Origin of the sequence: Micromonospora sp. B11E3 (genome assembly GCF_039871625.1) — a bacterium.
In the GTDB taxonomy this organism is placed as follows: Bacteria; Actinomycetota; Actinomycetes; order Mycobacteriales; family Micromonosporaceae; genus Micromonospora.
Window position 1 is genome coordinate 65279 of the sequence record NZ_JBDPMC010000011.1, and the last position, 13670, is coordinate 78948.

At 72.5% G+C, this 13670-nt stretch carries 13 protein-coding genes and 1 pseudogene; 10 read left to right on the forward strand and 4 right to left on the reverse strand.

Going from position 1 to position 13670, the window contains the following annotated elements; translation table 11 throughout:
* The first annotated feature begins 97 nt into the window (after positions 1-97).
* On the forward strand, positions 98-790 hold the full coding sequence (locus tag ABGB16_RS08740; RefSeq protein ID WP_347667460.1) for an SDR family NAD(P)-dependent oxidoreductase: 693 nt from the start codon (positions 98-100) through the stop codon (positions 788-790).
* On the opposite strand, the gene ABGB16_RS08745 is transcribed toward ABGB16_RS08740, so the two are convergent.
* On the reverse strand, positions 775-1512 hold the full coding sequence (locus tag ABGB16_RS08745; protein ID WP_347667461.1) for a dTMP kinase: 738 nt from the start codon (positions 1510-1512) through the stop codon (positions 775-777). The two genes, ABGB16_RS08740 and ABGB16_RS08745, sit on opposite strands and share 16 nt — an antisense overlap.
* Before the next feature lie 159 nt (positions 1513-1671).
* Between ABGB16_RS08745 and ABGB16_RS08750 the strand changes: the two genes are divergently transcribed.
* Genes ABGB16_RS08750 through ABGB16_RS08765 form a run of 4 tightly spaced genes read left to right on the forward strand, consistent with a single transcriptional unit; the run spans position 1672 to position 3450 of the window.
* Positions 1672-2256, forward strand: a complete 585-nt coding sequence (locus ABGB16_RS08750; RefSeq protein ID WP_347667462.1) for a nucleotidyltransferase — start codon at positions 1672-1674, stop codon at positions 2254-2256.
* A complete protein-coding gene (locus ABGB16_RS08755; protein ID WP_347667463.1) occupies positions 2253-2528 on the forward strand; it encodes a hypothetical protein in 276 nt (91 codons plus the stop codon). The genes ABGB16_RS08750 and ABGB16_RS08755 overlap by 4 nt, the downstream gene beginning before the upstream one ends.
* A 10-nt stretch (positions 2529-2538) precedes the next feature.
* A complete protein-coding gene (locus tag ABGB16_RS08760) occupies positions 2539-3300 on the forward strand; it encodes a metallophosphoesterase (RefSeq protein ID WP_347667464.1) in 762 nt (253 codons plus the stop codon).
* A gap of 6 nt (positions 3301-3306) precedes the next feature.
* On the forward strand, positions 3307-3450 hold the full coding sequence (locus ABGB16_RS08765) for a GPGG-motif small membrane protein (RefSeq protein ID WP_347667465.1): 144 nt from the start codon (positions 3307-3309) through the stop codon (positions 3448-3450).
* Between the two features lie 158 nt (positions 3451-3608).
* Here ABGB16_RS08765 and ABGB16_RS08770 read toward each other — a convergent pair whose 3' ends face one another.
* Complete coding sequence (locus ABGB16_RS08770; RefSeq protein ID WP_347667466.1) at positions 3609-4382, reverse strand: peptidoglycan DD-metalloendopeptidase family protein; 774 nt, start codon at positions 4380-4382, stop codon at positions 3609-3611.
* A 262-nt stretch (positions 4383-4644) separates the two neighbouring features.
* On the opposite strand from ABGB16_RS08770, the pseudogene ABGB16_RS08775 reads away from it, so the two are divergent.
* From ABGB16_RS08775 to ABGB16_RS08795, 5 genes and pseudogenes are all read left to right on the forward strand, one after another.
* A pseudogene (locus ABGB16_RS08775) lies at positions 4645-6005 on the forward strand (carbohydrate ABC transporter substrate-binding protein).
* 71 nt (positions 6006-6076) lie between these two features.
* Complete coding sequence (locus ABGB16_RS08780; RefSeq protein ID WP_347667467.1) at positions 6077-7126, forward strand: sugar ABC transporter permease; 1050 nt, start codon at positions 6077-6079, stop codon at positions 7124-7126.
* Between the two features lies 1 nt (position 7127).
* Positions 7128-8093 carry a carbohydrate ABC transporter permease gene (locus tag ABGB16_RS08785; protein ID WP_347667468.1) on the forward strand — a complete coding sequence of 322 codons (966 nt, stop codon included), beginning with the start codon at positions 7128-7130 and terminating at the stop codon, positions 8091-8093.
* Positions 8094-8154: 61 nt separating this feature from the next.
* Complete coding sequence (locus ABGB16_RS08790; RefSeq protein ID WP_347667469.1) at positions 8155-9213, forward strand: LacI family DNA-binding transcriptional regulator; 1059 nt, start codon at positions 8155-8157, stop codon at positions 9211-9213.
* A gap of 63 nt (positions 9214-9276) precedes the next feature.
* The gene (locus tag ABGB16_RS08795) at positions 9277-10953 is read left to right on the forward strand and encodes an alpha-amylase family glycosyl hydrolase (protein WP_347667525.1); all 1677 of its coding nucleotides are present in this window, start codon (positions 9277-9279) and stop codon (positions 10951-10953) included.
* A 58-nt stretch (positions 10954-11011) separates the two neighbouring features.
* On the opposite strand, the gene ABGB16_RS08800 is transcribed toward ABGB16_RS08795, so the two are convergent.
* Positions 11012-12436 carry an MFS transporter gene (locus ABGB16_RS08800; protein ID WP_347667470.1) on the reverse strand — a complete coding sequence of 475 codons (1425 nt, stop codon included), beginning with the start codon at positions 12434-12436 and terminating at the stop codon, positions 11012-11014.
* A 64-nt stretch (positions 12437-12500) separates the two neighbouring features.
* Positions 12501-13601 carry a DUF5925 domain-containing protein gene (locus tag ABGB16_RS08805; protein WP_347667471.1) on the reverse strand — a complete coding sequence of 367 codons (1101 nt, stop codon included), beginning with the start codon at positions 13599-13601 and terminating at the stop codon, positions 12501-12503.
* Positions 13602-13670 lie beyond the last annotated feature (69 nt).

Here is a 13670-nt window from a genome sequence, read left to right on the forward strand (position 1 = left end):
TCCTCCGGGGGGCTCCGGCCTCCTGCCGGACGGCGTCGGCGGCCCGCCGTCCGGCCGGGGTCCACGCGCCGGGCGCCGGCCCGCTAACTTGTCGGGCATGGCGGATCGCAGTGTGCTGGTCACCGGAGGCACCGGCGGGCTCGGCGGGGCGGTCACCGCCGCCTTCCTGGCGGCGGGATGGCGGGTGGTCGTACCAGCGCGGGAGGAGCCGGCCCCGGCGGAGCCGGCGCGGCCGGGCCTGGTCCGGCTGGCCGCGGACCTGCTGGACCCGGCCGACGCCACGCGGGCGGTGGAGATCGCGGCCGGGGAGCCGGCCGCGCCGCTGCGCGCGGTGGTCAACCTCGTCGGCGGGTACGCCAGCGGCGGGCTGGTGCACGAGACCCCGGTCGAGGAGTTCGAGCGGATGCTGACGCTCAACCTGCGGCCGACGTACCTCGTCACCTCGGCCGCCCTGCCCCGGCTGGTGGCGGCCGGCGGCGGCGCGGTGGTCTGCGTCTCCGCCCGCGCGGCGCTGGCCCCCTTCCCCGGCGCGGCCGGGTACGCGACGGCCAAGGCCGCCGTGCTGGCCTTCGCCAACGCGGTGGCGGTGGAGTACCGGCAGCGGGGCGTGCGCTGCAACACCGTGCTGCCCAGCGTGATCGACACCCCCACCAACCGGGCCGCCCAGCCGGGCGCCGACCACCGCCGCTGGGTCTCCCCCGCCGAGATCGCGCCGGTGGTCCGCTTCCTGGCCAGCGACGAGTCCGCGCCGACCAGCGGCGCGAGCGTCCCGGTCTACGGGCGGGCCTGAGCCCAGGCGAGCCATCTGCGGGGCGCCGGGGCCGGCGGGTCGGCCCGGCGCTCTTCCGCGGCCGGCCCGCCGACCGGGGACGGGTCCTCGGCCGGCAGCCACTCGGCCAGGTGTGCCTGGATCTGCCGGGACACCTCCTCCGGCGACCGGCCGGCGTCCACCACGACGAAGCTGGGGTACTCGGGCAGGGTGCGGTAGGCCGTGTCCGCGGCCGTCAGCCAGCCCATGGTCTCGTGGTCCTCGCCGCGCCGCTCGATGCGCCGGTACGCCTCGGCCGGGTCGACGGTGAGCAGGAAGACGACCTGCGGGGTCGGGAACACGCGGTAGCCGGCCCGGGCCAGCCGCTCCCAGCGCTGCCCGCCATGCGCCCGGATGCTGGCGTACTGGCAGGCCGAGTAGCGGTCCATGACGGCAGTCCGCCCGGTGACCAGGCAGCTCAGCAGGGCCGCCGCGATGGCCAGCCAGCGCAGCACGGACTCCACGGCGAGCAGACCCCGCCGGCCGACCAGCCGTTCGGCGTCCGGGCGGCCGAGCCGCTGCGCGAGCCGGCCGAGCCAGCGCCGGCCGCCCGCGTTGCGGTGGTAGGTCGCCGGCCGACCGGCGGCGGTGAGCGCGTCCGCGAGCCGGTGCGCCTGGGTGGTCTTGCCCGAGCCGTCGATGCCGATCAGGGCGACGGCGCGCAGTCGGGCCTTGCCGCGCCGCACCCCCAGTGATCTGGCCACCCTTGACAGGCTATCGGAGCCGCGCTCGCGTCCCGGCGTTTTGTCCCGCCCCCGTTCCGTACGTCCCCGAGCGGGGCAGGCGTAGGTGTGGGCGAGCGGAATGCCGGGTACGCAATTTCAATCCGCCTGTCCACCCCTCACGACCGACGGGAGATCCAGATGGCCGAGCGCGGGGACGAGACCCTGGTGCACACGTTGAAGAAGGTCGCCGCCGTGCTCAAGCAGTCCGAGATCCCGTTCGCGCTCGGCGGCAGCTTCGCCGTGTACGCCCACGGCGGGCACTCCAGCGAGCACGACGTCGACTTCCTGATCCGGGAGCAGGACGTCGACCGGGCGCTGGAGGCTCTGGTCGAGGCTGGCTTCACCGCGGAGCGCCCGCCGGAGGATTGGCTGGTGAAGGTCTACGACGACGGCCGGATGGTGGACCTGATCCACCGCCCGATCGAGACCCCGGTGACCGAGGAGACCTTCGCCGACACGATCATGCGCCCGGTCGACGCGATCCACATGCCCGTGCTCTCGGCCTCCCAGCTCATGGTGCACAAGCTGCTCAGCTTCTCGCAGCACTACTGCGACTTCGCCCGCGCGCTGCCGCTGGCCCGGTCGCTGCGGGAACAGATCGACTGGGAACGGGTACGGAAGGAGACGCAGCACTCGCCGTACGCGGAGGCGTTCCTGGTGCTGCTCGACCGGCTGGACGTGGTGCCGCACTCCGGCGCCACCGAGGGGAGGGAGACCCCGTGAACGAGCACCGCAAGCGCGCCGCCGGCCCGCCCGACGAGTACGTCGAGGCCGAGATCCACCGGCTGCTGACCGAGGACCCGGACGTCGCCGAGCAGGGGATCACGGTGGTCCGCCGGGAGCGTGGGCTCGTCCTCTACGGCGAGGTGGAGAGCCCGCACCGGCGCGAGGAGATCCTGCGCCGGGTGGCCGAGCGCTTCCCGGACGTGCCGATCAGCAGCGACATCGGGGTGATCCGGACGCAGGCGCCCACACAGATCGAGCAACTGCCGTGAGGGAGGTCGAGTGGTGATCCGGATCGCCGCGGTCGGCGACGTGCACATGGACGAGGACGTGGTCGGCCGGTTCCGGCCCGCTCTGGAGGAACTGCCGGACTGCGCCGACGCGCTGCTGCTCGCCGGCGACCTGACCCGGCACGGCACGGAGTCCGAGGCGCGTTGCGTGGCCCGCGAGTTCGGCGGGCTGGGCGTGCCGGTGGTGACCGTGCTCGGCAACCACGACCACCAGTGCGACCAGGTGCCCCAGGTGGTCAAGGTCCTCAGCGACGCCGGCATCCGGGTGCTGGAGGGTGAGGGGATCGTCCTGGAGTGCGCCGGGGGGCGGCTCGGCGTGGCCGGGGTGAAGGGGTTCGGGGGCGGCTTCGCCGGCCGGTGCGCCAGCGACTTCGGCGAGCCCGAGATGAAGGCGTTCATCCGGACCACCCACGAGAGCGCGGAGGCGCTGGGCGCGGCGCTGCGCGGCCTGGACTGCGACCTGCTGGTCGCGCTCACCCACTACTCCCCCGTGCCGGACACCCTGGCGGGCGAGCCGCTGGAGATCTACCCGTTCCTCGGGGCGTACCAGCTGGGGCAGGCGATCGACTCCGCGCCGACGGCGCTGGCGCTGCACGGGCACGCGCACGCGGGCACCGAGCGCGGCACCACCCCGGGCGGGGTGCGGGTGCGCAACGTGGCCCACCCGGTCATCAAGCAGGCGTACAGCGTCTTCCACCTGGGCGACCACCTGGATCAGGCGGAGGTTTCCCGGATCGGGGCGTCGGGTACCTGATCCGACATGGAGCTGCTTCTCTGGATTCTCGCAGTCGTGCTCGTGGTCGCCGGCGTCCTGGCACTGTTCCGCCGGCAGATCCTGTGGGGCGTCGTCCTCATCATCGTCGGGCTGCTGGTCGGCCCGGGCGGCGTCAGCATCTTCACCTGAGATCACCCCCGCCGTTTCCCGTACCCCACCGACCCGCCGGGGTCGCCGTGACCGGGGCTCCGTCCTCCCAGACAGGAGCGCACCGGCCGGGACGACCCCGGCGTTCTGCTGCGCGGAACGCGCTACGGGCCCCGGCAGACGCCGGGGCCCGTGGCTGCTCAGCAGCGGGGGACGTTCGGGATGTAACCGTCGTAGCCGGTGTAGACGTACGCGTCCGCGATGTACTGCCCGCTGCCGATCCGGTCCCAGATCGAGCTGGTGCCGTACGTGCCGGTGACCGAGGTGCCGCTGGTCTGGCAGTAGATGGTGACCCGCGTCCCGTCGGCGACCGAGCCGACGGCCGTGTAGCCGGTGCCGGGCCCGGAGCGGACGGTCAGCGGGCTGCCGGCGGTGTTCACCGTGCCCGACCCGGTGCTGGAGGAGCAGTTGTTGTCGCTGGTGTAGGTCTTCGTGCCCCAGTACAGGGCGAGCGACCCGTTGAACCGGACCTGGATGTCGCTGCCGTTGAGCCGCTGCTCGTAGTGCAGGTGCGGCCCGGTGGAGCCGCCGGTGCTGCCGACCCAGCCGATCACCTTGCCGTAGCCCACGCTCTGGCCGACGGAGACGTTGAAGCCCTGCAGGTGGGCGTAGTAGGTGGTGTAGCCGCCGCCGTGGTCGATCCGGACGTACTTGCCGTAGCTGGTGCCACCGAGGTCGGTCACCCGGTCCACCGTGCCGGGCGCGCTGGCCACCACCGGGTCGCCCAGGTCGTCGGTGCGGTTGAAGTCGATCGCGTACGCCGGGCTGTGGTCCGAGCGGGTCTGGCCGGACCAGGACTGCCCGCAGGGGAACGGGACCTTGAAGGTCGGGGCGGCCATCGCCGGGGCCGCCGGTACCAGCATCGCCACGGCCAGCGCGCTGACCGCCGCGAGGCTCATCCACCGCTTGCGCATTCAGTACCTCCGATGTGCATATCCTTCAATTCGCTGCCCATAGGGTGACAGAAACTTGCAGCACAAGGAAGTGCCATCCGTCGATCTTTCGCCGTCGTCGCCGGGAACGTTCCTACGCGGGATCGGCAGATTTCGGGATTGTTACTTGTCCGTGTCCGATCCGGGGTGGACTGACCCGAATGCAAGCGCTTACATGTGTGGACGTCCATCGGAACCGGCGCCAGGTCCGACACGGCAGCGCCGGCTAGGTAAGGAGAACGGCATGGCGGTCTTTGCCAGACCACGCCAGGCTCTCGCGATCGCCGGCGTGCTGGGGCTGGCGCTCAGCGTCACCGCCTGTGGCACCGGCAACGACAAGAAGAGCGACAAGGCGGGCTCCGCGGAGTGCGCCGCATACGAGAAGTACCAGGGCCACGACGGCAAGAAGGTGACGATCTACTCGTCCATCCGGGACATCGAGGCCGACCGCCTCGACGAGTCCTGGAAGCAGTTCGAGGACTGCACCGGTATCGAGATCGACCACGAGGGCAGCGGTGAGTTCGAGGCCCAGCTCGGCGTCCGGGTCGACGGCGGCAACGCCCCCGACCTCGCCTTCATCCCGCAGCCGGGTCTGCTCAAGCGGTTCGTCGACTCGGGCAAGCTGAAGCCGGCCGGCGCCGACACCAAGGCGATGGCCGAGCAGAACTACTCGGCCGACTGGCTGAAGTACAGCACCGTCAACGGAGCACCGTCAACGGCCAGTTCTACGGCGCCCCGCTCGGCTCCAACGTGAAGTCCTTCGTGTGGTACTCGCCGAAGACGTTCAAGGAGAAGGGCTGGACCGTCCCCACCACCTGGGACGAGCTGATCGCCCTCAGCGACAAGATCGCGGCGAGCGGCACCAAGCCGTGGTGCGCCGGCATCGAGTCCGGTGACGCCACCGGCTGGCCGGCCACCGACTGGATCGAGGACCTGATGCTGCGGACGCAGACCCCCGAGGTCTACGACCAGTGGACCACCCACGGCGTCGCGTTCAACGACCCGAAGGTCGCCGAGGCCCTCGACAAGGCCGGCCAGATCCTCAAGAACGAGAAGTACGTCAACGGCGGCTTCGGCGGCGTGAAGAGCATCGCCACCACCTCCTTCCAGGAGGCCGGCACGCCGATCACCACCGGCAAGTGCGCCCTGCACCGCCAGGCGTCCTTCTACGCCAACCAGTGGCCGGAGGGCACCAAGGTGGCCGAGGACGGCGACGTCTTCGCGTTCTACTTCCCGGCCGTCGACCCGGCCAAGGGCAAGCCGGTGCTGGGCGGCGGCGAGTTCGTCGCGGCCTTCGCCGACCGCGCCGAGGTCCAGGCGGTGCAGACCTACCTGGCCTCCGGCGAGTACGCCAACAGCCGCGCCAAGATCGGCGACTGGGTGTCGGCGAACAAGAAGCTCGACCTGGCCAACGTGCCGAACCCGGTCGACAAGCTGTCCGTGCAGATCCTCCAGGACCCCAAGACGGTCTTCCGCTTCGACGGTTCCGACCTGATGCCGGCCGCCGTCGGCGCCGGGACGTTCTGGAAGGGCATGGTCGACTGGATCAACGGCAAGGACACCGCGACGGTGCTCCAGGGCATCGAGAGCAGCTGGCCGAAGTGACCTGAGGCGGTGGTCCGGCCCGCGGTCGCGGGCCGGACCACCGGCCGAGCCGAGACCCCGAAGGAGGGTTGATGGAGTTCGACTTCGCCGCTGAGCAGCCGAAGCTCCTCATGCTGATGTACGGGCTGATCGCGTTCGTCGCGGTGGTCGGGGGCCTGCTGCTGCTCCTCGACGCCGTGCCGGCCTGGTTCGCCCGGCGCCGCGAGGCACAGCTGGTCGCCGCATCGGCGAGCGGGGCACCGCTGCCCCGGCGTCCGAAGCCGCGGGAGGGCATGTTCGCGTTCTTCTTCCTGCTGCCGGCGGTGCTGTTGCTCCTCGTCGGCCTGGTCGTTCCGGCCATCCGCACCATGCTGTTGTCCTTCATGGACGGCAGCAGCGTGGACTGGGTCGGGTTCCGGAACTACACCTGGATGTTCTCCGATGACTCGATCGTCCGGGTGCTGATCAACACGCTGGTCTGGGTCCTCCTCGTGCCGCTGATCACCACCGCGTTCGGCCTGCTCTACGCCGTACTGGTGGACCGGGCGAGGTTCGAGTCGGTGGCCAAGTCGCTGATCTTCATGCCGATGGCGATCTCGTTCGTCGGCGCCGCGATCATCTGGAAGTTCGTGTACGCCTTCCGCGGCGACGGGCAGGAGCAGATCGGTCTGCTCAACCAGATCGTGGTGAGCCTGGGCGGGGAGCCGAAGCAGTGGCTGCTGGACCCCCCGCTGAACACCCTGCTGCTGATCGTGATCATGATCTGGATCCAGGCCGGCTTCGCCATGGTCGTGCTCTCCGCCGCGATCAAGGCCATCCCGGCCGACATCGTGGAGGCCGCCCGGCTCGACGGCGTCAGCCCGTGGCAGATGTTCTGGCAGATCACCATGCCGAGCATCCGGCCGGCGCTGATCGTCGTGGTGGTGACGCTGTCGATCGCCACGCTGAAGGTCTTCGACATCGTCCGGACCGCGACCAACGGCAACTACGACACCAGTGTGATCGCGAACGAGATGTACAACCAGGCCTTCCGGTACGGCGAGAACGGGCAGGGCTCGGCGCTGGCGGTGTTCCTGTTCGTCCTCGTGGTACCGATCGTGATCTACCAGATCCGCAACCTGCGTCAGCAGCGGGAGGGCTGAGATGACCACCGCAACGCCCACGCTCCCCGCCGGGACCCAGGCCACCGGGAAGGCCACCACCGCGGCGGGCCGCGTCCGTAGGCGGCTGAACAGCCGCACCGCCACCGTCGTCTCGATCGCGCTCGCGCTGCTCTGGACGATCCCGACCTTCGGCCTGTTCGTCTCCTCGGTCCGGCCGGAGGACCAGATCAAGACCACGGGCTGGTGGACGTTCTTCAGCGACCCGCGGTTCACGTTGGAGAACTACCAGGAGGTGCTGTTCGGCACCTCCTCGTCGTCCGGGCAGCTCGCCAGCTACTTCATCAACTCGCTGGCGATCACCATCCCGTCGGTGCTGTTCCCGCTGGCGTTCGCCTCGCTGGCCGCGTACGCGCTGGCGTGGATCAACTTCCGAGGGCGGGACTGGCTCTACATCGCGATCTTCGCGTTGCAGATCGTGCCGCTGCAGATGGCCCTGGTGCCGCTGCTGAAGTTCTTCTCCACCGGCGTCACCCTGGGCGGGGTCACCCTGATGCCCGCCTGGGACCTGGTCGACGAGCAGAAGTTCGCGCAGGTGTGGTTCGCGCACACCTGCTTCGCGCTCCCGTTCGCCGTCTTCCTGCTGCACAACTTCATCGCGCAGCTGCCGCGGGACCTGATGGAGGCGGCCCGGGTCGACGGGGCCACCCACCCGAAGATCTTCCGCACCATCGTCCTGCCGCTTGTCACCCCGGCCCTGGCGGCCTTCGGCATCTTCCAGTTCCTCTGGGTCTGGAACGACCTGCTGGTCGCGCTGATCTTCGCCGGGGGCGGCGACGAGACCGCCCCGCTCACCGTCCGGCTGGCCGAGATGGCCGGCACCCGTGGCAACGAGTGGCAGCGGCTGACCGCCGGCGCGTTCGTCTCGCTGGTCGTACCGCTGATCGTGTTCCTGTCGCTCCAGCGGTACTTCGTCCGCGGCCTGCTCGCCGGCAGCGTCAAGGGCTGAACCGGACGACCGCCGCCGCCCGTGGACGGGCGGCGGCGGTCGGGCCCGGAGCGGAACAAGCATGACGAGGATCGACGACGTCGCCCGCCTGGCCGGGGTCTCCACGGCCACCGTCTCCCGCGCGCTGCGCGGCCTGCCGACCGTCTCCGCGGCCACCCGCCGCCGGGTGCTCGCCGCCGCCGAGCAACTCCAGTACGCCGTGTCGCCGAACGCCTCGCGGCTGGCCGGCGGCCGGACCGCCACCGTGGCGGTGGTCGTCCCGCGGATCACCCGCTGGTTCTTCGGCACCGTGGTCGAGGCGGTCGAGGACACCCTGCACGAGTCGGGCTACGACCTGCTGCTCTACAACCTCGGCGGGCGGGAACACACCCGCCAGCGGGTGCTGCACACCGCCAACCTGCACAAGCGGGTCGACGCCGTCATGCTGGTCGCCACCCCGCTGCGGGCGGCCGAGCTGACGGCCCTGGCCGCGCTCGGCCTGCCCGGCGTGACCATCAGCTCCGGCAGCCAGGTGCCCGGCTGGCCCTGCGTACGCATCGACGACGTGGCCGCCGCGCGGACCGCGACGCGGCACCTGCTCGACCTGGGCCACCGCCGGATCGCCCACATCTCCGGCGACCCGGAGGACGAGCTGGCCTACACCACCCACCTGGACCGACGGCGGGGCTACCAGGAGGCGCTGCGGGCCGCGGGCATCGTCCCCGACCCCGGCCTGGACGTCGAGTCCCAGTTCACCATCGACGGCGGCAACCAGGCCACCGCCGAACTGCTGGCCCGGGGCGAGCCGCCGACGGCGATCTTCGCCGCCTGCGACGAGATGGCGATGGGCGCCATCAACGCGCTGCGCGAGGCCGGCCTGCGGGTACCGCAGGACGTCAGCGTCATCGGCGTCGACGACCACGACCTGGCCGGCGTGCTCGGGCTGAGCACGATCGCCCAGCCGGCGGCCGAGCAGGGCCGCCTGGCCGCCCGTATCCTGCTCGACCCGCTCGGCGGGCGGGAGCTGTCCCCGCTGGCCGGACGGACCCCCGCCGCGGGCGGCGACCTGGGAGCCGGGGTGGTGGTCCTGCCCACTCGGCTCGTGGTGCGGGAGTCGACCGCCCCGCCCCGGGCATACTGAGCGGTTCAACCCGTAGCGTGGCGGGCACATGACCGGGACGGCTTCGACACACGGGAGAAGACCCTGAACACCAACGCGACCCACCAGGAACGGTCCGTCGGCCCGGCCACCGGTTGGTGGACCGAGGCGGTCATCTACCAGATCTACCCCCGCTCGTTCGCCGACTCCGACGGCGACGGCCTCGGCGACCTGCCGGGCATCACGGCCCGCCTCGGCCACCTCGTCGAGCTGGGCGTGGACGCCGTCTGGCTGTCGCCGTTCTATCCGTCCCCGCAGGCCGACGCCGGGTACGACGTGGCCGACTACCGGGACGTGGACCCGCTCTTCGGGCGGCTCGCGGACGCGGACCGGCTGATCGCCGAGGCCCACGGTCGGGGGCTCAGGGTGATCGTCGACCTGGTGCCCAACCACACCTCGTCGGCGCACCGCTGGTTCCAGGCGGCCCTCGCCGCCGGCGCCGGCAGCCCCGAGCGCGCCCGGTACGTCTTCCGCGACGGCCTCGGCCCCGACGGCGACCGGCCACCGAACGACTGGCGCAGCGTCTTCGGCGGCCCGGCGTGGACCCGGGTCACCGAGCCGGACGGCCGCCCCGGGCAGTGGTACCTGCACCTGTTCGACCCGGGCCAGCCCGACCTCAACTGGGACAACCCGGAGGTCCGTGCGGAGTTCCTGGACGTGCTCCGGTTCTGGCTGGACCGCGGGGTGGACGGCTTCCGGGTGGACGTGGCGCACGGGCTGGTCAAGCAGGCCGACCTGGCGGACTGGCAGGAACCGCAGGAGATCCTCTCCGGCAACGAGGTCGACAAGCCGCGCCCGCCGATGTGGGACCAGGACGGCGTGCACGAGATCTACCGGGACTGGCGGCGGCTGCTCGACTCGTACCCCGGGGACCGCATCATGGTCGCCGAGGCGTGGGTGGAGCCCGCCGAGCGGCTGGCGCGGTACATCCGGCCGGAGGAGATGCACCAGGCGTTCAACTTCGAGTACCTGCTCGCCTCCTGGAGCGCGCCCGCCCAGTACGCCGTCATCACCCGCTCGCTGGAGGCCGCCGACGCCGTCGGCGCGCCCACCACCTGGGTGCTGTCGAACCACGACGTCGTCCGGCACGCGTCCCGGCTGGGGCTGCCCGTGGGCACGCCCCGGCCGAACGGCATCGGCATCGGCGACCCGCAGCCCGACGCCGCGCTGGGCCTGCGCCGGGCCCGGGCGGCCACGCTGCTGATGCTGGCCCTGCCCGGCTCCGCATACCTGTACCAGGGCGAGGAGCTGGGGCTGCCGGAGCACATGACGCTGCCGGACGAGGTGCGCCAGGACCCGACCTGGGAGCGCAGCGGGCACACCCAGCGTGGCCGGGACGGCTGCCGGGTGCCGATCCCGTGGGAGGCCGACGCCCCGTCGTACGGCTTCGGGCCGACCGACGCGAGCTGGCTGCCGCAGCCGCCGCTGTGGGCCGAGTACGCCCTGGACCGCCAGCGCGGGGTGCCCGGCTCGACGTACGAGCTGTACCGGAGCGCGCTGCGGCTGCGCCGCGAGCACGGGCTGGGCCGGGGTTCCCTGTACTGGCTCTCCTCGGCCGACGAGGTGCTGCACTTCCGCAACGGGCCGGTGGGCGTGCTGACGAACTTCGGCGAGGCGGCCGTGCCGCTGCCGTCCGGTGCCGAGCCGCTGCGGGCCAGCGGCCCGCTGACCGACGACGGCAGGGTCCCGACGGACGTCACGGTCTGGTACCGCTCGGCCTGACGGGGGTGCGCGAGGAGGCCCCTTCCCGACGCCCACAGCGTCGAGAGGGGGCCCTTCCCTACAGGCGGGCGGCGCGGGTGTGCAGGAGGTCGCGCACCGCCTCGATGTCCCGCGGCGAGGTGCGCGAGGCCAGCCAGTACATGACCCCGGTGGGGACGAAGAAGAGCTGGAACGCGGCCAGGCCGACGGCGTAGTTCAGCGGCGGCGGGAACGCCGCCCGCAGGGCGTGGAAGGCCACCCCGACCAGTCCGTTGCCGGCCGCCCGGCCCACCCCGTTGACCAGGTTGCCGAGGCTGTAGACCGTGCCCCGGTGCTCGGGCGGGTTGACGTCGGCGATCAGGGCGAACCAGTTCGGCGAGTTGGCCGAGGTGAGCGCGAGGGCGAGCACGGCGGTGAGCAGGCTCAGCCCGACGGTGGGCTCGGTGACCACGCTGGCCAGCACGGCGGCGACGACCGCGCCGGAGCCGGCGCCGTCGGGCACGTCGATGCGGAGGGGCACGAAGAACAGCACCAGGTAGAACGGCAGGGCCGCGAGGATGCCCACCGCCGCCACCAGCGCCCGGCCGCGCAGGGTACGCCGCTGCACGGCGTCGCCGACCAGGCCGCCCACGATGGACAGCACCCCGCCGAGCTGGAACAGGGTGGCGAACACGCTCCCCACGACGACCGCCGTGGCCGCCGAGTAGCCCTGCGCCTCGGCGCGCTGCGCGAACAGCACGGGCAACCAGACCAGCGACCCGAAGGCGGCCTGCGCGGTCAGCCCCTGCAGCACCAGCCACCGGTTGGTCCGCCGGGCGAGGATGCGCGGCAGGTCGGCGCGGGTGATCCGGTAGTCGTACTCGGCGCCGGTGGCCAGCGCGCCGGCCAACTCCGGCTCGCTCTGCCCGCGCCGGATGTCGTACGTGAACAGGTACGCGGCGGTGGCGACCAGCCCGACGGCGGTGAGCACCACGAACGGCCGCCGCCAGTCGGTGGCGCCGAGCAGCCCGCCCACGAGCGTGCCGGCCAGCGTGCCGACCCCCTGGGACAGCCCCCAGAAGCTCATCACCAGGCCCCGCCGGCGTGGCGAGATCAGGTCGGTGACCACGGAGAAGCCGACCGAGCCGACCGCGCCGAGGCCGACCGCCGCGACGAGCTGGGCGCCCAGGAACGTCGGGTAGTTCTGGGCGAGCGCGCTGCCGCCGGTGCCGGCCGCCCAGATCAGGGTGCCGACCATCAGCAGCGGCTTGCGGTCGGTCCGGTCCCCGACGTACGCCCAGCCGACCGCGGCCACGGCGCTGACCAGGAAACCGACCGCGGTGACGAGACCGAGCAGGCGCTGCGGCACGGCGAGCGCCCCGGAGATCGGGCCGTACAGCGGCGGGACGAGGCCGATCGCCACGTTGTCCAGCGAGGCGAGCACCACGAAGACCACCACGCTGTAGTACCGGTGCGCCGGGCCGCCGCCGCGGACCGGCCGCGGCCCGCTCCTGGTCGAGGTCATGCCGGGCAGCCAACCAAACGCGGATAACGACCCGGTGACGGCCGCGGCGCAGGCCGGCCCGGCTTCAGAGGTAACCGCCGATCTCCACCGGGACGGCCGGCCCGACCGGGGCGCCGGCGCGCAGCGCGTACAGCTCGGCCAGGGTCGCCCCCGCGGGCGGCACCCCGGCCGTGGTCCCCAGCCAGTCGGTGGCCTCCCCGTACGACAGCGGGCCCACCTCGATCCGGGCCAGGCACCGGCCGGGGCGTACCACCGCCGGGTGCAGCCGGGACAGGTCCTCGTTGGTGGTGATCGCGACCAGCACCTCCTTGCCCTGGCCGAGCAGGCCGTCGGTCAGGTTGAGCAGCCGGGACAGGGCCTGCCCGGCGGCCTGCTTCGCCTCACCGCGGATCAGCTCGTCGCAGTCCTCCAGGACCAGCAGCCGCCACCGGTGGCCGGCGCCGCCCTCGTCGTCGTCCTCGTCCTCCCCGACGGCCACCTCCGACAGGTACGCCGCGTCGGCGAAGAGCACGTCGGGGTCGAGCACGCAGTCGACCTGGCACCACCGCCGCCACTGCCGGCTCAGCGCCCGCAGCACAGTGGTCTTGCCCGTGCCCGGCGCGCCGTGCAGCAGCACCAGCCGCCCGGTGACGGTCTGCGGGGTGACCGCCATCAGCGCGTCCAGCGCGGTCCGCGCGCTCGCGGTGTAGTTGCCCCGGATCTGCGACCACTCCGGGGCGGCGATCGAGCGCGGGTCGCGCTGGGCGCCACGGCGGGGGTTGTGGTGCCAGAAGCCGATCCGGCCGGTGTCCGGGTCCTCCGGCTCGCCCGCGCCCTCGACGATCTGGGCGAGGGCGGCCTGCCCGACCTCGTCGCCGACCGCGGTGACGGTCACCTCGGCGCCCCGGCCCTTCCAGGTGACCACCCGGGCCGTCCAGCCGTCGCCGGCGAGCAGGCGGGAGGTCTGCCGGGGCTCGACGGCCGTGCGCAGCAGGCGTCCGCCCGCCGCCGTGAGCGTGGCCTCGGGGCGGACCCGGGACAGCCGTACGGTGTGTGACCAGGGGTGCCGGCCGGTGACGAAGTCCGCCAACGCCAGCGCGTCGATCACGTCGCACGGGGTGTCGGCGTCGTCGTACTGGAGGACGGACGGCAGGTCGTGGGTGTCGTCGGCAGGGGTGGCGCGCATCAGTCGATGATCGCAGTGGGAGCGCCCGCGTACAGCCCCCCTCCCGTCCCCCCCCGAAGGGCTGTTTCC